Genomic DNA, 24,421 nt, shown 5'->3' on the forward strand with positions numbered 1-24,421 from the left:
AATCCCAGCCTTTACATTAATACCCGTATTCGCTATCTCAGTTTTGAGGAAGAAGAAGCGCTTAAACGGGCAATGTCTGCCAGAGATTATCGTATCAAGAAGGATAGAGAAAATTGTAACAAGCACCGTTCAGAACGTTGTTACCCTCTTCTACCAGATTTGAGCAACCGCACCTACGCCGACCATATTGAGCCTTTAGTTATCGTGGCTATGAATACAGGCATACGTAAAGGTGAGCTATTGAATCTGACTTGGGCTGACGTAAATTTCGAACGGGATTTCGTAACGGTTAGAGCAGCTAATGCCAAAAGCGGTAAAGCGCGACATATCCCGCTTAATCCAAAAGCTAAATCAGCTTTGCTTAACTGGAAACTAGACTGTGAAACTGTGCGTTGGGTGTTTGAAGGTGAAAATGGACAACCGCTTACCGAATTCAAAAAGGCTTGGGTAGCGCTATTGAATGCGGCAAAGATTACTGATTTTCGTTTTCACGACTTACGTCACCACTTTGCCAGTAAGCTTGTAATGGCAGATGCAGATTTGAATACTACTCGTGAATTGCTAGGGCATGGCTCATTGGACATGACACTCAGGTACGCACATTTGGCACCTGAGCATAAAGCTGCGGCAGTGAACCTTATCTAATAATTAGTAGTTCTATTCAATTGAAAATCTAACCTTATACGCACAAGGTTCTATCTCGGCATTTTCGTATAACTTACTAGCCTTCTTTATATAAAGGTCTATAGGGTTAAGCTTGTTATCGAATTTCACCATGTAAAAATAGTAGCTATCCAAGAATTGTTCTGAAATTGACTTTTCATTTTCGGATAGAAAGAAGCGAAAAGTCTCTTCTCCATTAGCTTTCAGCTTTGCGATAGATTTAACCTCTATCAGCCTATCCTTACCATCAGATTCATACGACAAGAAATCATAGCCATATTTGGGATTCTTGGTTCTATTTATAATTCGGTTTGCTAGATCACTACAGTCAATACCTATAAGCCTATTTCTTTCCCACTCTAAAACATAATCTTCACTTCTTTTACCTAGTTCATCCCGTACCTTTTGAATTTCCGCAAAATCCACTTCCTTTTCAGATTTTTTGTTAGGCTTTCTAAAAGCCATCTTCTCGTCAGAATACAAAGTCTTTCTAATATACTTCTTGTACAAATACTTCATATACTTGGGATTACTCCACGAGCTACTTTCGGTATTCTCGTTCCTATCCTCGATAAGTAAGTTTTGGTAGTGGCTTGTGCACAGGCCATCGGGGAAGCCTTTAAGGTGAGCTAATTCTCTAAGATGTTCTTCACTACAAATATTTATGTAGAGTTCAGGATAATAAAGACTAATTATTTTAGCTTTGAACATTTGAGAAATAGGATTTTCATCTATTTGCTGGAAACTCTTACTTTTGGCATCATCAAGTAATTTCAACAAGCTTTTTCTGACGTTATGAAAAGCTTGTTTGTATTCGCTTCCGAACTTCCTCGCAAACCGGTACTTCTTAGTATTATCACTTTTTGTAACACCATAATAGACACCAAATTTGAAGGAAGTTGCGCCTTTTATTCTGGCCCAGCCATCAGTTCTAGACTCTACTGCGTTACAAAAGCTATATGTTCCCTTTCCAGCGACATAGCTATCTAACTTCATTCTATTGAGCGATGCTATTGGGAACTTTGATATGAATTCACCTCTTGCAGAGTATGCCTTGCTAGCGTGAGATTCGTCATACTGCTTCGAAAAGTGGAGCAAATCTTTTTTTGGCTCATTTCTCTGACTCATATAAAATACAAAACCCTTTAGTTTTTACTCAACCATTTCGAATTTACCTATACAAAAATCTAAATAATTTAATCTTAAAAAGAGTTTCTGTAATCACCTCATACTTTTTATCATATACAAATGAGAAGAGGGGAGTGAATAAACTAAACCCTCCTCACGATCTTTAACATATAAAACTCCGCCAAAGCTTAATATTACTACGACCTTTTTAGTGACACAGTAATTCTTATCATCAACGCATTCTTTCAATAATTCTGGAGGAACCGTAATTTTTGAATTTATTGAATAGTAATAATTGCGCTCCACGCCGCCACCTACATTTAAAATATTAAATGCTGAACTAGCTGTTTTATATGAAACATTAGGAATAAGTGAAACTAAAAATAGAATCAAATATATATATGACACTGGATATCTTAACAGTTCTTTGTAAAGAACCTTTTTCGTTCCCAACTCATTTATTCTTTCACTAATATCTTTTTCAACTGGTGGGATAAATATAAAGAAACTAAGAAAGTACACGATAGAAAAAGATATAATGGCTGCAGCATCACTCTCAAGATCAAAGGAAAATAGAATATACTTTATAGCTAAAAAACCTGAGATTAGCGAAAATAAATTTATATAGAAAAATGTAATAGATATCTTTGCAAATTTAATGAACGTAAAATTATCGATTTTCCACTCTCCCTTGAACAGCTGCCGCTTCGGTGACAATGAGTAATAAGAGAAAGCCAAGGGAATGAAAAAGCTATTGAATATCATTATAAAAGAGGTGAATTCAGATTTACTAAGTACTAAGAACAATAGCACTACGGGATTTAGAGCGTAAAAAACCGAGTAATTAATTAGTAACGCTTTATTACCCTGAATGTTTTTAAAGGATGATGCAGAAACAATCTTGCTATATCCTATATTCAGAGGATCAAGCAGAACATAGCTAGAAAGTGTGGCATATGATATTATCAAGGCAGATATCAATAAGCACAATAATCCAAGTGCTGTTAGCAAGGCTGGAAGATCGCTTAAATCGAGAGGAAACGGTATACCTTCTGTTAAACAGTAAACAATAAAGTAGTAAAGTCCTACTGGCGTAGAAATCAAAAATCCTTTTTTTAAAAAATCCATATTTCTCTCTAATAAACTTTAAAAAATCATCACAAATCAAAAAACCTTAGTTTTTAAACCATCTCTAGACTAGATAACTAAGTAATTTCTCCCTATTATTACATCACGATGCTATTGAATATAAAGTTATTATTTTCATAACCAGTGTATGCTCTTTCATACAAAAAGACAAACAGCCAAAACGTAATGCACTCTAAAAATTACTCATAAAATTTACTATCGATTCAAAGAGCTTCTCCAACACTTCAACGTCACCACCGACGAGCTCCTTTACCAAGTTGAAAACCATCAACTAAAGCTTTCCTTTATCGTAGAAAACCAGAAGCTAATGGTAGGGACATATGAGCAGGGCAAATATGGAACTTACGAAATGGGGCGGTATACAGGTCCTGTATCAGTTGATAGAGCGACTTCGATTAAGCTGTTTACCAGTGGTAAAGCAAAATGTACTGATGTCTTTGTTAGATTGAATCGGTTTAGCGATTATTCTAGTCAATACCCATTCGAAGCGAGCTTACCGGATAGTGTTGTAAGCGCTTGGCATCCAACTAATCCATAAGATTTTGGTGTTGTTACTGTTATCGGAAAATTAAACCCTCGTCAGGGGCCATCAGGCACAGCTGCAGCGCGAGAGGTTCTAAGCGCGTTAAGTCAGTTTGCGCAAGACAGCAGCACCAAAATTCCAAGCATAACCGAGCTAAACTAAACTTCATAAGCGATGCTACATATTTCAAAAAGGGAGTTTTTAAAAGAAAAGAGTCGGGCTACAGCCTTTTAAAATGGCGCACCCGAGAGGATTCGAACCTCTAACTTTTGCCTCCGGAGTGCATAGTCATCAATCAGCTTTTGATTGATGACCCTCAACCACCCCATAAAAAACCTCAACTAGCCTATCAAAGCTTTCGCCATTATCGAAACAGAGCTGGCTCAGCCGCCTTTTATTTATTTTGTACGTAGCGTTAGCAAAGGCCAGCGTTTCTCTAAAGCTATTTAACTCTCCATCGAACATTCTGAACACCTCGCGCTGTGTTTTTCCACCCGCTTTTCTTAATACGGTAACCATTGGCACTAATTGAGTTTATAATAGCGGCTAAACAGTTTTTGAATTACATCGACCAACCTGAGTAGAACATGGCCCATAAAGTACGTTATAAATTTAAAGGTGTGGCAAAAGAGATAAATTTTTCTTACAGCCTCCATCAAAATATGCATGAAGCTGTGGCCGATGCTGAGGGAATAGATCTTTCCCAGTTCCTGCAAACTGAACAGCAGCTTGCCGCTATCAGTAAAGACAAAAAAACCGTAAGAAACTTCAGAGATGCCGAATTTGCAAAAATGGGGTTTTCTGAATTGTACTTCTTAAAAAACGGTCAGGAATGATGATTGGGCCAGATAGGGTTCAAACCTCTGATACCGAAGCGCAATGCCATCAATCAGCTTTTGATTGATGATCTTCAACCAACCCATGAAAAACCTCAATCGCCTTATCAAAGCTTTCATCGTTGTCGAAATAAAGCTGGCTTAGCCGACTTTTCTTTATTTTGTAGGTAGCGCTGGCAAAGGCTAGTGCTTCTCTAAAGCTGCTAAATTCTTCATCGAATACTTTAAACGCTTCGCGCTGTGGTTTTGTCACCCGCGTAATACTCCCATTCACTTCATAATCGAACCCAGCAAATTGAAGGCGTGAAAGGGTTTCTTTACCCAATCGCATGCCGCCTTTTAGGCTTATTTGAAATGCGGCATCCATTTCTTCTATTTCTTCCATGCTCCAGTGGTTATATACCCTAATGGCCTTTTTGTACTTTTCTGCTAATAGCTTTTTTAACACGGTAACTCTAGGTTCTAGCGTGGCGTTGTTTTCGTTTTTTAGCAGGTCGAAGCATTCGTTGCATGAAGGTACGGAAATGAAATCGGCCTGTAGATGTCCGCTTTGCCAGTCGTGAATGAATTTTATAGGCGGAATAAAGTCTTGGCGGGCCGCCTCGCAGCCACAGTAAATACAGCGATTAAAGTCAGCCGAATGAACTGCGTTTAAGGGCTGATAGAATTTTTGATAATTCTTTACTGACATACTGCTACTTGTTTGAATGGTTAATGCTATTTGGGTGTTTTCAATCTTGGTTACGTTAACACAGCGCACTTTATGTGAAAGTGAAATGTGTGGCTTTAAAATGAAAAAAGCGCCACCAATCGGCAGCGCTTTACTGTACAGCTTAATCACTCTTTATAACTGAACCACTAAAAACTACAGCCGCGACGGCCTGCTGTGCGGATCGCCTTCAATGTGATCTTTTGGTTCACGAGGTTTAGGTTTGGCCGCTATAGGCACGTCTTCCTCGCTTTCTTCATCAATATCCCACGTGCCCTCTTCGCTCCAAGGGTCGTCGTCTGGGAACTCGCCAATGTTGATTTCTTTTACTGAATAGTCGGGCTGATAGCGCATGTCGTAATTAGCAGCCCGTACTATGGCAATACACAGCATTAAGGCTACGGCTAATAGCGGCACGCCCCCTATTATTGATGCGGTTTGTAGCGTTTCTAACCCACCCACAAACATAAGCACAATAGGCATGAAAGAAAGCGCGAAGGCCCAGAATAAGCGGTTCCAGCGTAGTGGCTCTTCGTCTACTTCTTTTTGTACTACCGCTGCCAGAATGTAAGAAATAGAGTCGAAGGTAGTGGCGGTGAATATTAGCGCCAGTAGAGTGAACACAAAGATAACCACGTAATCCATTGGCAGCGTATGCAGCATGGCAAAAATAGCCGCTGTTGGGCTTTCTTGGTTAAGTATGGTGACTACGTCTAGTTCGCCTGAAAGCTGTAAATACAGGCCGTAATTTCCCATTACCATGAAGAATAAAAAGCAGCCCATGGTGCCGAAGAACATAGAGCCCGCCACCATGGTTCGAATGGTGCGCCCTCTTGAAATACGCGCTATAAATAAGCCTACGCTTGGTGCAAATACCAGCCACCATGCCCAGTAGAATATGGTCCAGTCTTGCGGGAAGTGGGTGTTTTCAAAACCGTTAAATTCTGCGAAGGGTTCTAGCCATGTGGCCATTTTTATAATGTTGCTAAGTACTCGGCCCAGAGCATCTAAACCTGTGTTCGCCATAAACAACGTTGGGCCCACAATAAAGATGAACAGCAACAACCCAACTGCCAGCCAAAAGTTAATGTCTGACAGTAGCTTAATGCCTTTTTTAAGGCCAACATAGGCGCTGTAGCCAAATATTGCGGTGCAGGTGATTAATACAATCACTTGGGTAGTGAGTGATTTAGGCACACCAAAGAGTTCGTGCACCCCTTCGTTTATCATAGGTGCCGCCAAGCCAAGCGTTGTTGCCCCGCCGCCTAACATGCCGAAAATAAAGCTTACATCGATAATTTTACCTAGCCAGCCGTGGGCCATTTTCTCGCCTATTACCGGCATTAGGGCTTCGGATATTTTAAGTACGCTGTGGTTACGCACGTAGTAGAAGTAAGCAATGGGTACCGCAGGAATAAGGTAAATAGCCCAAGCAAGTGGGCCCCAGTGGAAAATGCCGTAAGCTGCGGCCCATTTGGCAGCTTCGGGGGTTTCGCCTTCTATGTGAAACGGCGGCGCTTGGTAGTAGTACACCCACTCGATCATTGACCAATACAAGATAGACGCCCCAATACCCGCGCAAAACAGCATGGCCGCCCATGATACGGGCGAGAACTCAGGCTTTTCTTCAGGCTCGCCCAGTTTTATTTGGCCAATGTCGCTAAACATGATGTAAACCATGAAGCCACCAGCACCTACGCCAAGTAAAAGATACAACACGCCGAGTTTACTGGTAACGAAGTCTTTGGCGGCTGCCACCCATTGTGCGCCCTGGTCAGGCCAAATGATAAGAGGAAGGGTGACGGCAAGAAGAAGAATAAGAGAGCCAAAGAAGGTTGGCTTATCAATAACGCTAAATGCGCTTTCCTGTTTAATGGTGGCCTTGGGTGAGGCCGCATCTCGGGTATTACTACTCATACACGATCCTTTGTTTTGTTTTTTATCGATGCCTTATGCGTTGAAGCTTTAAACGGGCAATCTTGTTAAACAGTTTATCAGAATTGAGGAATACATGTTTTGATGTGGCGTTGGAGCATGGTTTTACGTATAGCCTATTGCGTTATTGGTAGGTTAAGTTAAGCAAGTGGGTAGCGACGATTTAGCATATTTATAAGACTGAACTAACAGACATTTGTGTGACTTTAACTTACCATTATAAATATTAGATTTAATTTATATTAACCCGCAGAATTTGCACCCTCGCAAGTTTCAGGAGAAAGAATTAGTGAACTGGACAACAACACCATTTGAGCCGCTAGCCGGTTTGGCAGGTGGGCTGCTTATAGGCTCGTCAGTGGTACTTTTATTGTATACGCTTGGTCGCATTGCAGGTATTTCAGGTATTGCCGCTGGCGCAATGACTCAGCATGGCGCTGAGCGTTACTGGCGCTTAGCCTTTATTGCCGGCATTGTTTTGTCTGCCGTTCTGTACATGGTGTTTGTAGGCAATTTACAGGTTCAAACTCAAATGAGCTCTGCGTGGTTGGTAATTGCGGGCTTATTAGTGGGCTTTGGTACGCGCCTTGGTTCTGGGTGTACGTCGGGCCATGGCGTTGCTGGCCTATCTCGGTTATCGCCCCGCTCTATTGTGGCAACCGTTACCTTTATGGCAACTGCCATTGTGACCACGAATATCATCAGACACCTGTAAATTACCGAGGAGCATATTCTTATGAGAGCAATTATCGCCTCGCTTATTTGTGGGCTTTTATTTGGCTTTGGCCTTATTGTATCGGGTATGAGCAACCCTGCCCGCGTGCTGAACTTTTTAGATTTCAGTGCAAATTGGGATGCCACGCTAGCCTTTGTAATGGGCGGCGCTATTTTAGTGGCTGCACCTGGCATGTATTGGGTGCGCAAGCGCAGCAAACCCTTGTTTGCGAATAAGTTTGATATTCCTACTAGCAAAACCATTGATGCAAAGCTAATTCTGGGCTCTGCGGCTTTTGGCGTTGGCTGGGGGATAAGCGGCTTTTGCCCAGGGCCTGCCGTAGTGGCGATTGCTTCGCTTCAAACTGATGTGCTGTTGTTTGTAGGTGCCATGATTGTCGGCATGCTGGCGCAGCATTGGTTGAAGCCAAAAGCGGCTTAAAACACAACTACCCTTGCGGCTTTATCCTCTAGCGGGGATAAAGTCGTAATTATCCCTTAAAGGGTGGTAAACGTGGCAGCCACTTACATACGTGAAAATAGCTGACTTATCGTTTTGCGGTTTTCCCTTTCAATAAGCCTACTCCCAATGCGGCCATGATAACGGCAACCACACCATTTAAATAGTTGAAAAAGGCATAGGGTGCATAGTCGAGCACGTCTACGCCTAGGGTGGCAGAGTAGAACGCACCGGCGGTTGTCCACGGAATAAGGCCTGTAGTCATAGTTGACCCCTCTTCTACCGACCGTGACAACACGGCGGTATCGAGGTTCTGCTGTTCATATTTTGGTTTAAACAGTTGGCAGTTTAGAATAATAGAGATGTAGGCCTCGCCCATAGCTAGGTTACCTAAAAAACCTGATGCTATGGTCACTGCAATTAGACTTGCCGTACGTTTTACCCGCGCGATGATGCCCGCCAGTAGCGCCGCTAAAAAGCCCGCGCCGTGTAATATGCCGCCTAATGCAATTGCCATTAGGGCAAGAAGTAGCGTCCAGCTCATACTGCTGATACCGCCCCTACCTAAAAGCGCATCTAAATTCTCGATGCCCGTATTTTGCGGGGTGTTTTCCCACAGTGCGTTAAGCACGATAATGGTATTAGTATCTTGATAGAAAATGGCGATGATGACGGCCAGCAAAATACTGCACGACATGGTCACTTCAGCCGGCACTTTTTTAATGCTTAGTACTGTAAGCAATACTAGAGGTAACAGTGTTATATAGGGTGCAAGGTTATAGTGGCTGGCAAGCGCTGCTTTAATTTCAACTATCTGTTCAACATCTATATTTTGGTTTGCGTAGCTGAACCCTATTACCAAGAAAATAACGAAGCTGAGAAGAAAGCTAGGCAGCGTAGTCAGCAACATGGCGTACATATGCCGATAAAGGTTGGTGCCCGCACTCATGGCCGCAAGATTAGTGGTATCAGAAACCGGTGACATTTTATCGCCAAAGGTTGCCCCGCATACCACCATGGCCGCCACAATGGGCAGTGGTATGTTCATGGCTGCGCCAATACCCATTAGCACTACGCCCATAGTACCTACGGTTCCCCACGATGTGCCCGTAGCTACCGACATGACCGCACACAAAATTAACCCCACCGCTAGAAATATACTAGGGTTTAACCAGCTTAAACCGTAATAAATTAACGTTGAGATAGTGCCGCTTTGCATAAAGCTGGCGATAACCATACCTATAAGGATAAAGATATAAATTGCCGGCATGGCCCGGGTTAATGCGCTGGTCATTAATTCGCGGATTTGTAGGTATGTGTGCCCCAAACTAAACGCGTTAATACCCACCCACAGTAAACACATAAATATAAGTGCGTGTAGACTAATACCTAGGCCAAACAACCCACCCGCTATTAGCGCAACAATAACGCTAAAACAAACCAGTGACTGAGCAAAACTAGGGTTACGTAGAGTCTGAGGCGACATGAAAGACCTGTTGAACCGCTTGAAAAATGAAAGTAGTGAAAAACAGTATAACGACTTTGCTATGCGTTGGAATGACTTTGATAAGCTTTAAAAAGGAGTGAAACTGATTATTTAACAGACTTTCTGCTTTGTTCTTTTGCAGGCGCGTATAGGTGCTATAAACACACAGCACTCAAGCTTAACTTAAATCACACGCTGCAGGATTAAATATCATATGTTAGCTATGGTATAAAACACATATATACCATATTTAGTATAAAACTAGAATATACCAATTCAAGTATAAACTTGTTTTATACCATATTTGATATAAACTTTGTTTATTCATTATTTTGCACAAAAACCGTTATGAAAGTTAACACGCCGAAAGATTTAAGCGCTGTAATTAGAGACTGTCGGAAACTTAAAGGTTGGACTCAAGCCGAGTTAGCAGAGCGTATTGGCGTGTATCAAAAGGATGTTTCAAATTGTGAAACCAAGCCTGAAAAAATCTCGGTAGAGATGCTTATCAAACTGTGTGCTGCACTTAACCTTGAGTTTAGTGTTGGCAAATTACCTAGCGTTGACGTATCAGCACCAGCAACTGCAATTACGAAAAAGTCACTGAGATTTTAATGGGACGAAAATCACACACCCGCACACTTTATTGTTCAATGAACGGGTTTCCAGTAGGTGAGCTTTATTCAAAAAAAGGACGTTTGAGCTTTAAATACACCACAGAATGGCTTGAAGTTGAGGGTGGCCGTGCAATTTCTCTCAGTCTGCCGATGCAAAACGCAGAGATAACGGGCGATGCCGTACATGCTTATTTTGAAAACTTACTACCGGATACAGGCGCTATAAGAGAACACATAAAAGACCGTTTAGGTGCAGATAGTGCCAAACCTTTCGACTTGTTGGCTAAAATTGGCAAAGATTGTGTTGGAGCACTCACATTCACAACAGAGCCCACCACTCAAGAAGCTCCCTCGCTATCACTTACTCCTTTGTCTGACGCTGATGTAGCACAAACCATTAGAAATACTCGCCTTAATAAAATGTTGGGTATGAACTCAGAAAATGATTTCAGAATTTCTCTTGCTGGTGCACAAGAAAAGACAGCCCTAACCCTTTGGGAAAATAAATGGTGTCAACCACAGGCTTCAACGCCAACTACACACATAATAAAGCCTCCTATTCTTCACCACGAGAATTTAGGAATAAACTTATCTTCGAGTGTAGACAATGAATGGTTCTGCCAAACATTCATGAAAAACCTCGGTTTGAATGTGGCAAATTGTGAGATTGCACAGTTTGAAGATCAGAAAGTACTTGTGGTTGAACGATTTGATCGCAGAATTGATGAAGGTACTATTTTCCGACTTCCTCAAGAAGATATATGTCAAGCGCTAGGGAAAGTGAGCGGTTCAAAGTATGAGGAAAAGGGCGGCCCAGGCTCTCAGCAGATAATGAACCTGCTATCTGGTTCTAAAAACGCATACGAAGATAGACTCGAATTTCTGCGTGTCCAAATTGTATTTTGGCTACTTGCTGCAATTGATGGACATGGGAAAAACTTTAGCATCGCATTAGATCAGGATGGTTATCGACTAACACCCATTTATGATGTGTTAAGTGCTTACCCATACTTCGGACAAGGAAATATTCAAGCGAAGAAAATAAAGATGGCAATGAAAGTCCACAGTAAGAATACACATTACAAGTGGAACGAAATTTTGGCCAGACACTGGCCTGAGCACGCTAAAAAACAAGGGATACCTGAAGCACAAACCCTCGCTATCATGGCATATTTGAGTGAAAAGGTAGAGCCAGCATTACACGCCTCCTTCAAGCAAGCAAATACGATTTTTGACATGCATGTTGGTGAAATTATTGCCGAGCGTACACTCACCTGCTTACGCAAAATAGCGAGTTTTCTAGAAAATCCTCTGTCTAAGAAGCCGTACATGCTTCAATAAGCAAAGACCCACGGACTCATCAAGTCTTTCTCAATGGGCAGAATAGAAAGACACATCATTTGACACATAAAACACCATATTTGACCATTAAACCCATAACTCGCCATTTTTAATTAGTTAACTAACGCTTTTTATTAAGTGGCCAGACTTAAAGGGTTACGTTACTACTAGCTATATTTGGCGTTTTATTAACAAAGTCGAATACACGAAAAAACTGCTTGGCAACATAGCAAAACAAGCAAGAGCCGCCTCTATGGTTCAAGAAGAGTTAACGCTATCTTGGAAAAGGTAATGGCCCGCCCTAGAGGATTCGAACCTCTGACCTCGGCCTCCGGAGGGCCGCGCTCTATCCAGCTGAGCTAAGGGCGGTTTGTAGAACCAGTGAGATAATCACCGAACGTCTACAACAAGGAATACGCGATTACACGTATGCTGTAAACGGGGCGTAATAATACTGACGCCGTGAGTTCGCTTCAACTCATTTATTAAAATCTCTTTAGATGGCTTGGCATAACCGTTAAAAATCCTTACTTTTTATAGGTAATTGGCTTCAAATAGTTGTTCAACCCCAATTAACCGTTATAATCTGGCCAGTTATATTTTAAACAAATTCATCATTGCCTGGAGACAGATGTGAAATTAAAAACTTGGTTAACTGTTGCTGCTACTGCGCTAACTGTATTTGCAGCACAAGCACAAGAAATGAGTAACGATGAAATTGCCGATCGCATTAAGCCGGTAGGTCAGGTACACGTTGCAGGTGCAGCCGCAGAAGGTAGCGCTGGCGCAGCTGGCGGCGCAAAGTCTGGCGAAGACGTTTACAACTCTGCATGTGTAGCTTGCCACTCTGCAGGTGTTCTGGGCGCTCCTAAAGTTCACGTTGCTGCAGATTGGCAACCTCGCCTAGACGAGCGCGGCCTTGACGGCGTATGGCAGAATGCACTAAACGGCATTAATGCGATGCCTCCTCGCGGTACATGTGGCAACTGTTCTGACGACGAAATTAAAGCTGCTATTGAGTACATGATTGAAGGTATCTAATACCTGATAAATAGCACCAACTTGATGGAAAAAGTAGCGTTTTACCGACTAATCGGGTAATTTAACCTGTTGGGGAACGTTACTTTTTTTATTGGCGAGCGGAATGTCACAAGATTTGACGCAACATGAGTTGACGGAAGAAGAACTGCGCGAACTTATACCGCAGCTTCAACAACTCACTGACAAATACAAGCGCGCTGAACGTGTTCAGAAGGCGCTCTTTGATATTTCCGAACTTGCCAGCTCTGTAAGTCACTTAAACCGCCTTTATTCTGCTATTCACGAAATCATTGCCGATTTCATGAACGCCGACAATTTCTTTGTCGCCTTTTACGAACCTGAAAGCAACGTTGTCGATTTCGCCTATTTCATTGATGAATTCGACGAACAAACCGTTCCTCAGCTTCCGGCCGAATCTTTAATGGACGGCATGACCGGCTTCATTCTCAAAACCGGTAATTACCTTTTTTACAAACGCGACGAAGAAGAATCCTTTGCCTCTGAGCACGACATTAAGTTAGTAGGCTCTCAACCTTATGAGCTACTGGGCGTTCCTTTAAAACGCGGTAGCCAAGTGATTGGGGCAATGGTAGTGCAAACATACGATGAAGGCGTGCACTACACTCAAGAAGATTTAGAAGTTCTGCTTTTTGTTTCCCAGCATATTGTTACTACTGTAGATAGAGTAAAAAACCGAGAACTTACTGAACGCACTATTCGCGAACGTACCCGCCAGCTTCGAAAAATTAACGACGACCTTCAAGAAGAAATTCTAGAGCGCCAAAAAGTAGAGTCGCTACAGCAGGCGCTGTTTGAAATTTCTGAATTAGCGGCCAATCTTGAAGGCGATATGGATGCCTTTTACGCCAGTCTTCACGATATTCTTGCCCGGCTTATTAGTGCGCCGAACTGCTACATAGCGATTCTTGATAAAGAAAAAGAAATGCTGGAGTTTCCTTACTTCAGCGACACCAAAGATAAAGAGATTAGTTCTAGGCCGCTCGGTTTAGGGCTTACCGAATATGTTCTACGAACGGGCCAGGCAGAGCTGATAAACCCGCCGAAGGTGTTAGAACTGGCTGAGTCAGGAGACCTTGATGTTTCTGTTGCTCAGACCATGCTAAATAGCGCTAACTCTTGGCTTGGCTCACCGCTTGTTGTTGAAGGCGAAATAGCGGGGGTTATTGCGGTTCAAACCTACGGCAAGCTGGCAAAATATAATGCCCGCGACCAAGAGCTTCTTCGCTTCGTTTCGCACCATATAGCGGTGGCAATTGAACGCAAGCGCAACACAGAGTCGATGCAGCGATATAACGTTCAACTTGAAGAGCGTGTTAAAGAACGTACCGCAGAACTTAACCGCGCAAACAAGTTTTTGAAACAGCAAATTGAAGAGCGTAAAGAGATTGAGCTTAAGCTTATTCACGATGCCCACCACGACTCGCTCACAGATTTGCCTAACCGTGCCATGTTCACCAGCCGTCTAGAGCTGGCTATAGCCAGTAAACAGCGCTACAGTGAGAACTTGTTTGCGGTGTTATTTATTGATTTAGATCGCTTTAAAGTTATTAACGACACGCTAGGCCACCATGCTGGCGACGAGTTTTTAATTGAAGTAGCTAGACGCATTGCATTGTGTATTCGCGGTCACGACTTGTTAGCCCGGTTGGGGGGTGACGAGTTTGTTGTGCTGCTGGATAACTTTGAAGATGAAGCCGATGTAGAAGAAGTAGCTAGCCGCATTATTTCATCAATTTCAGAGCCGTTTTTACTTGATGGCCGTGAAATGTATTCAGGCGCCAGTGTGGGAATAGCCCATTTAGAAAACTATTATCGCAGCGCCGATGAAGTATTACGCGATGCTGATGCTGCTATGTATCAGGCTAAAACCCTTGGCCGCGGTCGTTTTGTAATGTTCGATAAGAGCATGCGCGACAGGCTTATTGAAGAGCTTGAACTTGAAAACGAGTTCCGACGGGCGCTGCGTGAAGAAGAATTTGATTATTTCTTGCAGCCTGTTATTGAATTAAGTGACAACAGTACGCTGTACAAAGAAATGTATATTCGTTGGTCACACCCTGCCTTTGGAAAAATAGCTCGCGAGCAGTTCAGGCAAGTGGCTGAGCACAGCGGCCTTACGCTCGATCTTGATTTATTTCAGCTAACCAAAGCGTGCGAGCTGCTTAATTATTACAAAAATACTGATGAGCCTATCAATAAGATAGCGGTTAATGTGTCGATCAATCATTTATTACAGGCCTCTATGGTTAATCAAATGATTGATGTGATTGCGTCATCTGGCATTACGCCTAGCCAGCTAGTGTTTGAGTTTGATGAAAATGACCTAAACCGCCGTTCGCAGTTTATTTTACCGGCAATTAAAAAGCTTAAACGGGCAGGGGTAACCCTTGTGCTTGATAACTTTGGTAGCGGCTTAGCGTCTCTTAGTTATTTATTTGCTTATCCCTTCGACTTTATAAAGATTGATCACAGGTTTGTGAAGTCACTTCCTCGCTCTCAGCGCAATTTAAAGCTAATTCAATCAGTAATGCTTATATCTGAGCATTTGAAGTTTCAGGTAATTGCAGAGGGTGTAGACTCTCAAGCCCAACTTGATGCCCTTAGTGAAATTGAATGTTCGTATGGACAGGGTAAAATTTTAAAGCACGCAAAAGTGCTAGATATGACATCGCTCGCCAGCTGAAAGTAAGTACTAACTCTCTTTCACTTACAAGTCCTTTTCACCTATAAATTACTGTACACCTAATACCCATTAACTATATAACTTCCTATTGTTTTTACCGGTGTGCTTGTGGTGAGTGTACTCTTACTTTTGGCAGCCTAGTGTCTGTGCATTTAATAGAAACGGGGCTGTCAGTTGCCGTAATAGCGACTTAGCTATAACGGCTGTGCCACTACTTCTTCCCTAAGATGCCTCTTAAATTAGCAATGCCTACCTGTGCTTTTTGCTGGCGCTCTTCTTTAGTGGCTTTCGGTTTTTGATTTTCCCACTGTACGTCGTCAGCCGGCAGCTCGAATAAAAAACGGCTTGGCTCTGGATTTATGACTTCACCAAACTGTCGGCGCTCTTTGGCAAGGCTGAATATCAGCTCGCGCTGGGCACGGGTAATACCTACGTAAGCAAGTCGACGCTCTTCTTCCACGTTGTCTTCGTCAATGCTGCTTTGGTGCGGTAATAAGCCTTCTTCCATACCCACTAAGAACACAATGGGAAACTCTAGACCTTTTGAGGCGTGCAGAGTCATTAACTGAACTTGGTCCCCTTCCCCATCGTCTTCGCCGCGCTCCATCATGTCGCGCAGAATTAAGCGGTTCACCACTTCAGTTAAGGTCATGGGTTGGTCTAGGTCGTTGCCTTCCAGCATATCGTTCACCCAACCGAATAGGGTACTTACGTTTGCCATGGCCATTTCAGCAGCTTTAGGGCTGGCGCTGGTTTCATATAGCCACTCTTCGTAGCCCATGGTGCGGATCATGGTGCGCACCGCATCAGCGGTGTTGCCACGCTCTGCATTGTCCGACAGCTCAACTACCCAGCGGGCAAAGGTGGAAACAGAGTGAAAGGCTTTGTCGGGCAGCACGCTGTTTAAGTTAGGATGGGTTGCCGCTTCAAACATAGACACGCCCAAGCTATTGGCGAAGTTACCCAATTTTTCTAGCGTAGCGCGGCCTATACCACGCCCTGGCGTATTGATAATACGCAGCAGAGCGTTATCGTCGTCCTGATTCACTAAAAGTCGTAAATAGGCCATGATGTCTTTCACTTCGGCGCGACCAAAGAAAGACATGCCGCCGCTTATTTTGTACGGAATGCGGTTACTCATTAACAGCTTTTCGAAAATACGACTTTGATGATTTCCGCGATACAAAATAGCGTAGTCTTTAAACTGCGTGCGGTTCATGAACTTGTGCGCCAGCAATTCAGCCACCACCCGTTCACCTTCATGTTCTTCGTTCTTCGCCTCTATTACTTTAAGCGGCTCGCCGTACTGCAACTCAGAGAAGAGGGTCTTATCGAACAAGTGTGGATTGTTCTGAATAAGAATATTCGCGCAATGCAAAATACGGCCTGACGAGCGGTAATTTTGCTGCAGTTTGATAACGTTTAAGCGCGGAAAGTCTTGCTGTAACAGGTGCAGGTTTTGCGGCTTAGCGCCACGCCATGAATAGATAGACTGGTCATCGTCGCCAACCACAGTAAAGCGCGCCCGCTCACCAACTAATAGCTTTACTAACTCGTACTGACTGGTGTTGGTATCTTGGTATTCATCCACCAGCAGGTAGCGAATTTTGCTCTGCCATTTGGCTCTAATTGCTTCGCTACTTTTTAAAAGTAATGTGGGCAATAGAATTAGGTCGTCGAAGTCTAACGCATTGTAAGCTTTTAAATTGTCTTGATAGCGCTTGTAGGCTTCTGCAAACTCTCGTTCGCCTGTGCTGGTAGCTGATTTTAATAACGCATCAGGCAAGATAAGGTCGTTTTTCCAGTTCGAAATGCAGCTTTGCAATAGCTGAAGCTGATCTTTATCGCCATCTAGGGTGTCGGACGTTAGGTCATTAAGCAGGGCAAAGGAGTCTTTATCGTCGAATAACGAGAAACCTGGCTTTAAGCCAAGATCTTTCACATGCGCCTTAATAATGGTTAAGCCCATGGTGTGGAAGGTCGATACTTTTAGCCCGCGCGCCTCTGGCTTGCCCAAGGTTTGCGCTACACGTTCTTTCATTTCACGTGCTGCTTTGTTGGTAAAAGTAACCGCTGCAATATAGCGTGCCGGCATATCACAGTTTCTAACTAAATGAGCAATCTTGTTGGTAATTACACGGGTTTTACCACTGCCCGCCCCTGCCAGCACCAAACACGGGCCAGACACATAGGTTACGGCAGATTCTTGAGCTTCATTTAGTTTCATTTAATACCTAAAACAACGTACATTTTGGGCGCGACACAGTTTTCATTGCATGTCGTGTCGATACCGATAGAATAGCTTTCACATTTTGAGCTGCGCATTATAAGGGAATTCCATGTTGGATCCGAAGAAACTCGAAGATTTAGCGAAACAAATTGCTGATGCCGTACCACCCGGCGTTAAAAACATGGCTGAAGAAGCCGAAGGTCGAGTAAAGGCGGTATTGCAGTCGCAGCTGTCTAAACTAGATTTAGTCACTCGCGAAGAGTTCGATATTCAAAGCCAAGTACTTATTCGTACTCGCGAAAAGCTAGACGCAATGGAAAGCCGCATTGCAGAACTTGAAGAAAAGCTAGCAGAAAAATAGCTATTCACAGCTTATAGAAACCTCAAAAAGCGCCTTTATGGCGTTTTTTTATTGAAACCGATAAATTAAAAAATGCTCTTCTGTCTTTGCAAAAGCGCAGAACAAAAGAAACGTTACATCAAGATCTCTAAACCTTTGCGCTCAACAAGGCTCAGAAGCTTTAAAGAAGTACCTCGAGGTTTTTTGTTCCCCTGCTCCCACTGCTTGATTGTAGATGGTGTGATATTTAAATAGGCAGCAAAAACAGCTTGGCTTACTCTTGCTTTTTCACGGATTGCTTTTATCCGCTGTGCGTCATATTGCTTGAGTTTGGGTAAACATAATGCATCAAACTTATGCATAGTCTGCTTATCCATTACTCCGGCTTCGCTCAAATCTTTTGCAGTACTATGTACTACATCTAAAATGCTTTCTTTCATGTTATCTCACCTCATCAATACTACCTGAATCAATGGCTTTCTTAAGCTTTTCCTCGCTGTAGTTTAGTAGCTCTTTAGCTAAGAGTTTTAAAGACTTCATCTCTTTACCACTAATGTTAGAGCGGGTGCTTTTGGAAAAACTTTCCTTACTCGCCCACCTCTTGAACCACTTCAATTTATATATGCGTATAGATTCCATTCGACACCTAAAGCATAACACTTAGTAGCATAGTTTGTGCACGAGTTTTAAATACATTTAGTGAGTAAAGCGCGTGCCTATAAAAGCGAGTAAATACTTTAGACTGGCTATAATTCAGTTATAAGGGGACATTGGTACAGTTTGAAGTCTGCTATTGGTAAGTTTTACCTTACCAAACAAAAATGCAGCGCCGTACCAAGCGTAATGGCTAAACCAATGTAGTGGTTTTCAATAAAAGCGGTGAAGCAGCCTTCACGCTGACGGCGTTTAATAAGTTGATATTGGCGCACGCATAGCAAAGCAGAAAACAGCACGGCTGTGTAGTAAGGCCATGTCGCATTGATGGTTAAGCCTATGCACCACAAAATAGTTAGCGCGCAGGCCAGCAACAACATCACAATTAATACGTCGTTTTTACCGAACAGTATAGCGGTAGATTTAACGCCTATTTGCAAATCGTCGTCGCGGTCTACCATGGCGTACATAGTGTCGTACGCTACGGTCCATAGTAAGTTAGCAATAAACAACCACCAAGCGTACGTTGGTACAGTTTCTAGTATGGCCATAAAAGCCATAGGTATGGCCCAGCCGAATGCTGCGCCTAATACCACCTGCGGCAAATGAGTATAGCGCTTCATGAAGGGGTAACTTGCTGCAAGCATAAGTGCCACAACTGATAACGCGATAGTTTGCCAGTTAAGAAACAGCACCAATATAAACGCGATGGCGATAAGCGCGCCAAATAACTGCAGCGCTTGTTTAGGTTTAACTTCTCCCGTTGCCAGCGGACGCTGCGTTGTGCGCTTTACGCGTCCGTCCACCTTCCTGTCTGCATAATCGTTGATTACACAACCCGCTGAACGCATTACGACTACGCCAGCCACAAAAATAAGCGTAATGCCTAAAGGCGGTAAACCTTTAGCCGCCATGAGCAGCGCCCACAATGTTGGCCACAGTAGAAGATAAATACCTACAGGTTTATCTAAGCGCATAAGTCGCGCGTACGCATTCCAATTATGCTTCATAAGTGCTGTTCGCTTTCCTTTTCACTTGTCGCTATATAGCCGTATGCCGGAGAATCGGGAAGAAATACTTCTGCCACTATCATGCTGTAGTTGTCTAACGTAAACAACGAACGTCTTCCCCACAAGACTTGGTTACTGTTAATACCAAACTGAGAAGCTTGGGCAGTACACAATTGGAATTCTGAACGGGTGAACCGCGTGTCGTTAAATAAGCGCTTTCCCAATGGCTCGCGACCTAAATCAGAAAGCTCACTGTCTACAAACGCTTGAGGGATAATAGAGCGCGCGAATACCCATGGTTGGTGATCGCCACATAATAGAATTTCACGGGCTTGATAGCTGGTGTTACCGTTACTGCGTAGCAGCGACAATTCGTTATCGTGAGGTATTTGCGTGTGTTGACCAATAAGCTCTAACGAGAAATGGTCGCATAATGATTGCACCCGCTCGGTTAATGACCCGGTATCTAACAGCCAGTTTTTTAGCTGCGCATTTGGAATTGTGATGCCAGAAGGTGCTTGCCAGTCAACCGCCAAACCCACTGGAAAAGTGGCATTAAAACTCACACGAAAAGCCCGAATAATGAATCTGTTGGTATGATAACACGTCATGTCCAAATATTTTCACTTGGTTAAACTTTTGCAGTAGTGTGTTTGATCAGAGATTTGCTACACTACCAAGTGAATTTATTATTTTGGTGTTTCAGGCTTCACTATGTTTAAGTCACTAATTTTACGTATATTAGCGGTTAGCTTTTTTGTTTTTGGTTGTAGCTCAGCATTGGCACAAGATAAAGCCAACTATGCTTATTTGGGCCTAGAACCAGAGATTGTTACCAACTATATTAGCGACAGCGCACAGAAGCTGGGTTATGTTCGCGTGTCGGTTGAATTAATGATTCACGATGTGAACCAGTTGGAAATTGCTGAACACCACATGCCGCTGCTACGCTCTACCGCCATTGAGATATTCGGGCAGCAGCCTGCAGAGAAAGTAAAGTCGCTCACCGGCCGTGAAGATATTCGTCGCGCTATTTTAAAAGCACTTCAAGAGCACATGCAGCAAGAAACAGGTGGTGAAGTCATTAAAAACGTGATCTTCACTAAGTATTTATACCAAGGCGCTTAAGCAGAATAAAAGCTGTTTAAGTCAACAGAAAAGCGAGCTTTTAACCAGCTCGCTTTTTTGTTTCTATAGCGATTTTACCGTTCTTTATTAGCGTGCAATACGCTAGCCCTTTAGGTAAGCGCGAGTTACAACTCCATACCTATACGCCGCAGTCCTAGACGCTTTAGTACCTTTTTAAGCTAAGGCCTGCGCTAGCTAACTGCTAACGCTTACCAGAGCCTAAACTAAGTGTGGCGGCAAGTAAGCAGCCTGAAATAAGCCCTGCTGTGTGCGCTGCGTTTGCCATACTCACCCACAGAATGTCGGCATAGCCAAGTACTAGCCACACCAGCATAAAACCAACAATAGAGTTTGGCAGTGATAAGCCCCAGCTAGGGCGCAACCACCCAAGCCACCATACAAAGCCCATCACGGCATAGACCACACCAGAAAGCCCACCAAACAAGAATAAATTACCTTGTACAGGGTCGCTAAATAGCGCTTGTGCAGCATTTGAAATCGTAGCGGATATTAAAAAAACAATAAGCAGCATGCTTATGCCCAACGTACGTTCAATTTTGGCTCCCAGCATACCCCACCACAGTAAGTTGAATACGATATGAAGCACTGAAAAATGAATAAACGCAGGGCCAAGAAGACGCCACCATTCGTGATTCTGCAACAAAACAGAAAACGGCTGCATCAGTAGGTGCTGTGCTATGGGGGCGAACAATCCGAATATTGAGAGTAAATAGACCGCGACACACAACGCAAACACCACCGACGTAAATGGGGCTTTAACGGCATCGCCAATTATTTTACTCAACGAAAAGCCGTGGCCGGATGGCGCAAGCTGCACATTTTTACCATTATCCCATGCCGCTTGCTGATATTTGGGGTTTGTTGGATTTGCTAAAAAGTCTTCTGCGATAAGTTTTGCACGATCAATATGCTCGTGGCTCTCTAACACAATCACAAACTCTTTGTCGTGCTGTACTACGTTGGCGCTTATATTCTGACTGGTTAGATAGTTTGCGAGAAGATGCGCTGGACTTTGCTGATTAAACGCGATTAAAGGATGACCCATAAGCTAATTATTACCCCAAAAGCAGTAGAGTGTGAATGCAGTTTACGTGTGTAAGGGCGTGATACCGCAGTGCTTTTTACTACTTCTTTATACTGAAATAGTTAAGTCCCTGCAAAACATAAAACAAAGGTGCACATTGTGCACCTTTATAAAATTGCTATTCGGTTACTACCGGGTTCGCCTGTCGCCATGCTTCAAAGCCCCCGTCCATACTGTAAACGGTTTCAAAGCCTTGCTGCGCTATCACTTGTGCAGCTTGCTGACTGCTTACGCCGTGGTAACACACAACAACCACGGGCACATCTTTAGGTGTTTGGTCGATAAACGCCCCAAAGTTGTCGTTGTTAAGCGGTGCCGCATTGGGCATGTGGCCATTAGCAAAGGATTGAGGATCGCGAATATCCACAATGGTGACGTCGCCTTGAAAGTTAGCCACGTCGTTTACGCTAATGTGTGAGAATGTTGTCATTATTGCCAGTCCAAAATAACTTTACCTGAGTGTCCTGACCCCATGGTATCAAACCCTTTCTGAAAGTCATCAACGGAAAAGGTATGAGTGATAATAGGCGAAAGGTCTAAACCACTTTGCAGCAAACTGGCCATTTTGTACCAGGTCTCGAACATTTCACGGCCGTAGATACCCTTTATCACCAAGCCTTTGAAAATAACTTGGTTCCAGTCGATGGCCACGTCTTGCGGTGGAATACCCAGCATGGCTATTTTGCCGCCATGGTTCATTTTGTTCAGCATGTCCCTAAAGGCTACAGGCACGCCAGACATTTCTAGACCCACATCAAAGCCCTCTGTCATGCCCAGCTCGTTCATGACATCTTTCAAATCTTCTTTGCTTACGTCAACAGCGCGGGTTGCACCCATTTTTTTAGCCAGTTCAAGACGGTAAGGGTTAATGTCGGTAACAACAACGTGTCGCGCACCTACATGCTTAGCCACTGCAGCAGCCATAATGCCGATTGGACCGGCGCCTGTTATCAAAATATCTTCACCAACCAGGTCGAAACTTAGCGCTGTGTGAACGGCATTGCCAAACGGGTCGAAGATAGACGCAAGGTCGTCGCTGATATTGTCTGGAATTTTAAATGCGTTGAAGGCGGGAATAACCAGATATTCAGCAAACGCACCAGGGCGGTTTACGCCCACACCTTCGGTGTTGCGGCATAAATGCACACGTCCAGCACGACAGTTACGGCAATGACCACAGGTAATATGACCTTCACCGGATACACGGTCACCAACGTTGAAGCCTTTTACTTCTTGGCCCATACCTACTACTTCGCCCACGTATTCATGGCCTACAACCATAGGAACCGGAATAGTGTTTTGCGACCACTCATCCCAGTTGTATATGTGCATGTCGGTACCGCAAATCGCCGTTTTGCGAATTTTAATTAGCAGGTCGTTGTGCCCAACTTCTGGTTTTGGCGTGTCTTGCAGCCAAATGCCTTTTTCCGCTTTCGCTTTAACTAGCGATTTCATGAAATCACTCCCATTTCACGGCCTACTTCGATAAATGCATCAATGGCTTTATCAACGTGTTCAAGGCTATGCCCTGCTGACATTTGCGTACGAATACGGGCTTGGCCTTTTGGCACCACCGGGTAAGAAAAGCCAATAACGTAAATGCCTTTTTCTAGTAACTTATCGGCCATTTCGCTGGCTAAGCGGGCATCGCCAAGCATTACAGGGATAATAGCGTGATCTTTACCGGCAAGGGTAAAGCCAGCGTCTTCCATACGTTTGCGGAAGTGATTGGCGTTTCGCCACAAGTTAGCGCGTAACTCATCGCCTTCTTTCATCATTTCAAACACTTTTAACGATGCTGAAACGATAGGTGGCGCAACAGAGTTTGAGAAGAGGTAAGGACGTGAGCGCTGACGTAGCCATTCTACAACTTCTTTTTTGCCCGACGTATAACCGCCAGACGCGCCGCCAAGGGCTTTACCTAATGTACCGGTAATAATATCAACGCGGCCCATTACACCACAGTATTCGTGGCTGCCCTTACCGTTTTCACCTAAGAAGCCCGTAGCATGGCAGTCGTCAACCATAACCATGGCATCGTATTTATCGGCCAGGTCACATATTGAGGCGAGGTCAGCAATAACACCGTCCATTGAGAATACACCGTCAGTCGCGATAATTTTAAAGCGCGCGCCATCGGCATCAGCTTGTTTTAACTGCTCTTCCAGTGCTGCCATGTCGTTATTGGCATAGCGATAGCGCTTAGCTTTACAAAGGCGCACGCCGTCAATGATACTGGCGTGGTTTAATGCATCAGAAATAATGGCGTCTTCCGGGCCAAGCAGGGTTTCAAACAAACCGCCGTTGGCGTCGAAGCAAGATGGGTAAAGAATGGTATCTTCTGTACCTAAAAAGTCACTGATAGAGGCCTCTAGCTGCTTGTGAATGTCTTGTGTACCACAAATGAATCGTACAGATGCTACACCAAAGCCATGACTGTCTAGGCCTTCTTTCGCCGCTTCAATCAAGCTTTCATTGTTTGCAAGACCAAGGTAGTTATTGGCACAAAAGTTTATAACGTGCTCACCACCAGCAACGCCAATATCAGCTTGTTGTTGCGACGTGATCACACGCTCTTTTTTGTACAAACCATCTTCTTTTGTGGCTTCAATTTGCGATTGCAAATGAGAAATAAATGCCGCAGACAT

The 24,421-nt window shown here is 43.6% G+C and carries 24 protein-coding genes and 1 tRNA gene; 10 read left to right on the forward strand and 15 right to left on the reverse strand.

What is annotated here, in order from left to right:
• Positions 1-72: 72 nt before the first annotated feature.
• Positions 73-645, forward strand: a complete 573-nt coding sequence (locus E5672_RS16500) for a tyrosine-type recombinase/integrase (RefSeq protein WP_240692264.1) — start codon at positions 73-75, stop codon at positions 643-645.
• A gap of 12 nt (positions 646-657) precedes the next feature.
• Here the strand turns inward: E5672_RS16500 and E5672_RS16505 are convergent, their stop codons facing one another.
• Both E5672_RS16505 and E5672_RS16510 read right to left on the reverse strand, forming a co-directional pair.
• Complete coding sequence (locus tag E5672_RS16505) at positions 658-1,791, reverse strand: protein NO VEIN domain-containing protein (RefSeq protein ID WP_136783210.1); 1,134 nt, start codon at positions 1,789-1,791, stop codon at positions 658-660.
• 93 nt (positions 1,792-1,884) lie between these two features.
• Positions 1,885-2,919 carry a hypothetical protein gene (locus tag E5672_RS16510; RefSeq protein WP_136783211.1) on the reverse strand — a complete coding sequence of 345 codons (1,035 nt, stop codon included), beginning with the start codon at positions 2,917-2,919 and terminating at the stop codon, positions 1,885-1,887.
• A 1,131-nt stretch (positions 2,920-4,050) separates the two neighbouring features.
• Here E5672_RS16510 and E5672_RS16520 point away from each other — a divergent pair.
• A complete protein-coding gene (locus tag E5672_RS16520) occupies positions 4,051-4,299 on the forward strand; it encodes a DUF2960 family protein (protein ID WP_136783212.1) in 249 nt (82 codons plus the stop codon).
• Positions 4,300-4,348: 49 nt separating this feature from the next.
• Here the strand turns inward: E5672_RS16520 and E5672_RS16525 are convergent, their stop codons facing one another.
• Positions 4,349-4,990: a hypothetical protein gene (locus tag E5672_RS16525; RefSeq protein WP_136783213.1), complete on the reverse strand. Its 642-nt coding sequence runs from the start codon at positions 4,988-4,990 to the stop codon at positions 4,349-4,351.
• 174 nt (positions 4,991-5,164) lie between these two features.
• Complete coding sequence (locus E5672_RS16530) at positions 5,165-6,925, reverse strand: BCCT family transporter (RefSeq protein ID WP_136783214.1); 1,761 nt, start codon at positions 6,923-6,925, stop codon at positions 5,165-5,167.
• A 307-nt stretch (positions 6,926-7,232) separates the two neighbouring features.
• Here E5672_RS16530 and E5672_RS16535 point away from each other — a divergent pair, with 307 nt between their 5' ends.
• Positions 7,233-7,658, forward strand: a complete 426-nt coding sequence (locus tag E5672_RS16535) for a YeeE/YedE family protein (protein WP_136783215.1) — start codon at positions 7,233-7,235, stop codon at positions 7,656-7,658.
• Positions 7,659-7,679: 21 nt separating this feature from the next.
• Positions 7,680-8,099: a YeeE/YedE family protein gene (locus E5672_RS16540; RefSeq protein ID WP_136783216.1), complete on the forward strand. Its 420-nt coding sequence runs from the start codon at positions 7,680-7,682 to the stop codon at positions 8,097-8,099.
• 106 nt (positions 8,100-8,205) lie between these two features.
• Here E5672_RS16540 and nhaC read toward each other — a convergent pair whose 3' ends face one another.
• Complete coding sequence (nhaC, locus tag E5672_RS16545; RefSeq protein WP_136783217.1) at positions 8,206-9,603, reverse strand: Na+/H+ antiporter NhaC; 1,398 nt, start codon at positions 9,601-9,603, stop codon at positions 8,206-8,208.
• Positions 9,604-9,951: 348 nt separating this feature from the next.
• Here nhaC and E5672_RS16550 point away from each other — a divergent pair, with 348 nt between their 5' ends.
• The gene (locus tag E5672_RS16550) at positions 9,952-10,218 is read left to right on the forward strand and encodes a helix-turn-helix domain-containing protein (protein WP_136783218.1); all 267 of its coding nucleotides are present in this window, start codon (positions 9,952-9,954) and stop codon (positions 10,216-10,218) included.
• On the forward strand, positions 10,218-11,561 hold the full coding sequence (locus E5672_RS16555; protein ID WP_136783219.1) for a type II toxin-antitoxin system HipA family toxin: 1,344 nt from the start codon (positions 10,218-10,220) through the stop codon (positions 11,559-11,561). Before E5672_RS16550 ends, E5672_RS16555 begins: the two co-directional genes overlap by 1 nt.
• 292 nt (positions 11,562-11,853) lie before the next feature.
• Here the strand turns inward: E5672_RS16555 and E5672_RS16565 are convergent.
• Positions 11,854-11,930: transfer RNA gene (locus tag E5672_RS16565), tRNA-Arg, on the reverse strand.
• A gap of 264 nt (positions 11,931-12,194) precedes the next feature.
• Here E5672_RS16565 and E5672_RS16570 point away from each other — a divergent pair.
• Both E5672_RS16570 and E5672_RS16575 read left to right on the forward strand, forming a co-directional pair.
• A complete protein-coding gene (locus E5672_RS16570) occupies positions 12,195-12,602 on the forward strand; it encodes a c-type cytochrome (protein WP_014947775.1) in 408 nt (135 codons plus the stop codon).
• A 103-nt stretch (positions 12,603-12,705) separates the two neighbouring features.
• The gene (locus E5672_RS16575; protein WP_136783220.1) at positions 12,706-15,306 is read left to right on the forward strand and encodes a bifunctional diguanylate cyclase/phosphodiesterase; all 2,601 of its coding nucleotides are present in this window, start codon (positions 12,706-12,708) and stop codon (positions 15,304-15,306) included.
• Between the two features lie 211 nt (positions 15,307-15,517).
• Here E5672_RS16575 and rep read toward each other — a convergent pair whose 3' ends face one another.
• The gene (rep, locus tag E5672_RS16580) at positions 15,518-17,533 is read right to left on the reverse strand and encodes a DNA helicase Rep (protein WP_136783221.1); all 2,016 of its coding nucleotides are present in this window, start codon (positions 17,531-17,533) and stop codon (positions 15,518-15,520) included.
• A gap of 112 nt (positions 17,534-17,645) precedes the next feature.
• Between rep and ubiK the strand changes: the two genes are divergently transcribed.
• Positions 17,646-17,897 carry a ubiquinone biosynthesis accessory factor UbiK gene (ubiK, locus tag E5672_RS16585; protein ID WP_136783222.1) on the forward strand — a complete coding sequence of 84 codons (252 nt, stop codon included), beginning with the start codon at positions 17,646-17,648 and terminating at the stop codon, positions 17,895-17,897.
• 113 nt (positions 17,898-18,010) lie between these two features.
• Here the strand turns inward: ubiK and E5672_RS16590 are convergent, their stop codons facing one another.
• The 4 genes from E5672_RS16590 to E5672_RS16605 all read right to left on the reverse strand — a co-directional run bounded on the left by E5672_RS16590 (position 18,011) and on the right by E5672_RS16605 (position 20,106).
• Complete coding sequence (locus tag E5672_RS16590; RefSeq protein ID WP_136783223.1) at positions 18,011-18,316, reverse strand: helix-turn-helix domain-containing protein; 306 nt, start codon at positions 18,314-18,316, stop codon at positions 18,011-18,013.
• 1 nt (position 18,317) lies between these two features.
• Positions 18,318-18,515, reverse strand: a complete 198-nt coding sequence (locus E5672_RS20095; protein ID WP_136783224.1) for a type II toxin-antitoxin system RelE/ParE family toxin — start codon at positions 18,513-18,515, stop codon at positions 18,318-18,320.
• 164 nt (positions 18,516-18,679) lie between these two features.
• Entirely contained in the window at positions 18,680-19,540 is an 861-nt protein-coding gene (gene ubiA / locus E5672_RS16600; RefSeq protein ID WP_136783225.1) for a 4-hydroxybenzoate octaprenyltransferase, read from the reverse strand.
• On the reverse strand, positions 19,537-20,106 hold the full coding sequence (locus E5672_RS16605; protein WP_136783226.1) for a chorismate--pyruvate lyase family protein: 570 nt from the start codon (positions 20,104-20,106) through the stop codon (positions 19,537-19,539). Before E5672_RS16605 ends, ubiA begins: the two co-directional genes overlap by 4 nt.
• Before the next feature lie 148 nt (positions 20,107-20,254).
• On the opposite strand from E5672_RS16605, the gene E5672_RS16610 reads away from it, so the two are divergent.
• Positions 20,255-20,668 carry a flagellar basal body-associated protein FliL gene (locus E5672_RS16610; protein WP_136783227.1) on the forward strand — a complete coding sequence of 138 codons (414 nt, stop codon included), beginning with the start codon at positions 20,255-20,257 and terminating at the stop codon, positions 20,666-20,668.
• 202 nt (positions 20,669-20,870) lie between these two features.
• Here the strand turns inward: E5672_RS16610 and glpG are convergent, their stop codons facing one another.
• From glpG to E5672_RS16630, 4 genes are all read right to left on the reverse strand, one after another.
• A complete protein-coding gene (gene glpG / locus E5672_RS16615; protein ID WP_136783228.1) occupies positions 20,871-21,734 on the reverse strand; it encodes a rhomboid family intramembrane serine protease GlpG in 864 nt (287 codons plus the stop codon).
• 157 nt (positions 21,735-21,891) lie between these two features.
• Positions 21,892-22,203: a thiosulfate sulfurtransferase GlpE gene (gene glpE, locus E5672_RS16620; protein WP_136783229.1), complete on the reverse strand. Its 312-nt coding sequence runs from the start codon at positions 22,201-22,203 to the stop codon at positions 21,892-21,894.
• Positions 22,203-23,228 carry an L-threonine 3-dehydrogenase gene (gene tdh / locus E5672_RS16625; protein WP_136783230.1) on the reverse strand — a complete coding sequence of 342 codons (1,026 nt, stop codon included), beginning with the start codon at positions 23,226-23,228 and terminating at the stop codon, positions 22,203-22,205. The genes glpE and tdh overlap by 1 nt, the downstream gene beginning before the upstream one ends.
• Complete coding sequence (locus E5672_RS16630) at positions 23,225-24,421, reverse strand: glycine C-acetyltransferase (protein ID WP_136783231.1); 1,197 nt, start codon at positions 24,419-24,421, stop codon at positions 23,225-23,227. The genes tdh and E5672_RS16630 overlap by 4 nt, the downstream gene beginning before the upstream one ends.

Source organism: Alteromonas portus (assembly GCF_005117025.1).
Lineage (GTDB): Bacteria > Pseudomonadota > Gammaproteobacteria > Enterobacterales > Alteromonadaceae > Alteromonas > Alteromonas portus.

What these genes read in the sequence shown, in the direction of transcription:
- E5672_RS16500 (WP_240692264.1), top strand. Translation starts at nt 73, where the DNA reads ATGTCTGCCAGAGATTATCGTATCAAGAAGGATAGAGAAAATTGTAAC.
- E5672_RS16505 (WP_136783210.1), bottom strand. Translation starts at nt 1,791, where the DNA reads ATGAGTCAGAGAAATGAGCCAAAAAAAGATTTGCTCCACTTTTCGAAG.
- E5672_RS16510 (WP_136783211.1), bottom strand. Translation starts at nt 2,919, where the DNA reads ATGGATTTTTTAAAAAAAGGATTTTTGATTTCTACGCCAGTAGGACTT.
- E5672_RS16520 (WP_136783212.1), top strand. Translation starts at nt 4,051, where the DNA reads ATGGCCCATAAAGTACGTTATAAATTTAAAGGTGTGGCAAAAGAGATA.
- E5672_RS16525 (WP_136783213.1), bottom strand. Translation starts at nt 4,990, where the DNA reads ATGTCAGTAAAGAATTATCAAAAATTCTATCAGCCCTTAAACGCAGTT.
- E5672_RS16530 (WP_136783214.1), bottom strand. Translation starts at nt 6,925, where the DNA reads ATGAGTAGTAATACCCGAGATGCGGCCTCACCCAAGGCCACCATTAAA.
- E5672_RS16540 (WP_136783216.1), top strand. Translation starts at nt 7,680, where the DNA reads ATGAGAGCAATTATCGCCTCGCTTATTTGTGGGCTTTTATTTGGCTTT.
- nhaC (WP_136783217.1), bottom strand. Translation starts at nt 9,603, where the DNA reads ATGTCGCCTCAGACTCTACGTAACCCTAGTTTTGCTCAGTCACTGGTT.
- E5672_RS16550 (WP_136783218.1), top strand. Translation starts at nt 9,952, where the DNA reads ATGAAAGTTAACACGCCGAAAGATTTAAGCGCTGTAATTAGAGACTGT.
- E5672_RS16555 (WP_136783219.1), top strand. Translation starts at nt 10,218, where the DNA reads ATGGGACGAAAATCACACACCCGCACACTTTATTGTTCAATGAACGGG.
- E5672_RS16575 (WP_136783220.1), top strand. Translation starts at nt 12,706, where the DNA reads ATGTCACAAGATTTGACGCAACATGAGTTGACGGAAGAAGAACTGCGC.
- rep (WP_136783221.1), bottom strand. Translation starts at nt 17,533, where the DNA reads ATGAAACTAAATGAAGCTCAAGAATCTGCCGTAACCTATGTGTCTGGC.
- ubiK (WP_136783222.1), top strand. Translation starts at nt 17,646, where the DNA reads ATGTTGGATCCGAAGAAACTCGAAGATTTAGCGAAACAAATTGCTGAT.
- E5672_RS16590 (WP_136783223.1), bottom strand. Translation starts at nt 18,316, where the DNA reads ATGAAAGAAAGCATTTTAGATGTAGTACATAGTACTGCAAAAGATTTG.
- E5672_RS20095 (WP_136783224.1), bottom strand. Translation starts at nt 18,515, where the DNA reads ATGGAATCTATACGCATATATAAATTGAAGTGGTTCAAGAGGTGGGCG.
- ubiA (WP_136783225.1), bottom strand. Translation starts at nt 19,540, where the DNA reads ATGAAGCATAATTGGAATGCGTACGCGCGACTTATGCGCTTAGATAAA.
- E5672_RS16610 (WP_136783227.1), top strand. Translation starts at nt 20,255, where the DNA reads ATGTTTAAGTCACTAATTTTACGTATATTAGCGGTTAGCTTTTTTGTT.
- glpG (WP_136783228.1), bottom strand. Translation starts at nt 21,734, where the DNA reads ATGGGTCATCCTTTAATCGCGTTTAATCAGCAAAGTCCAGCGCATCTT.
- glpE (WP_136783229.1), bottom strand. Translation starts at nt 22,203, where the DNA reads ATGACAACATTCTCACACATTAGCGTAAACGACGTGGCTAACTTTCAA.
- tdh (WP_136783230.1), bottom strand. Translation starts at nt 23,228, where the DNA reads ATGAAATCGCTAGTTAAAGCGAAAGCGGAAAAAGGCATTTGGCTGCAA.
- E5672_RS16630 (WP_136783231.1), bottom strand. Translation starts at nt 24,421, where the DNA reads ATGTCTGCGGCATTTATTTCTCATTTGCAATCGCAAATTGAAGCCACA.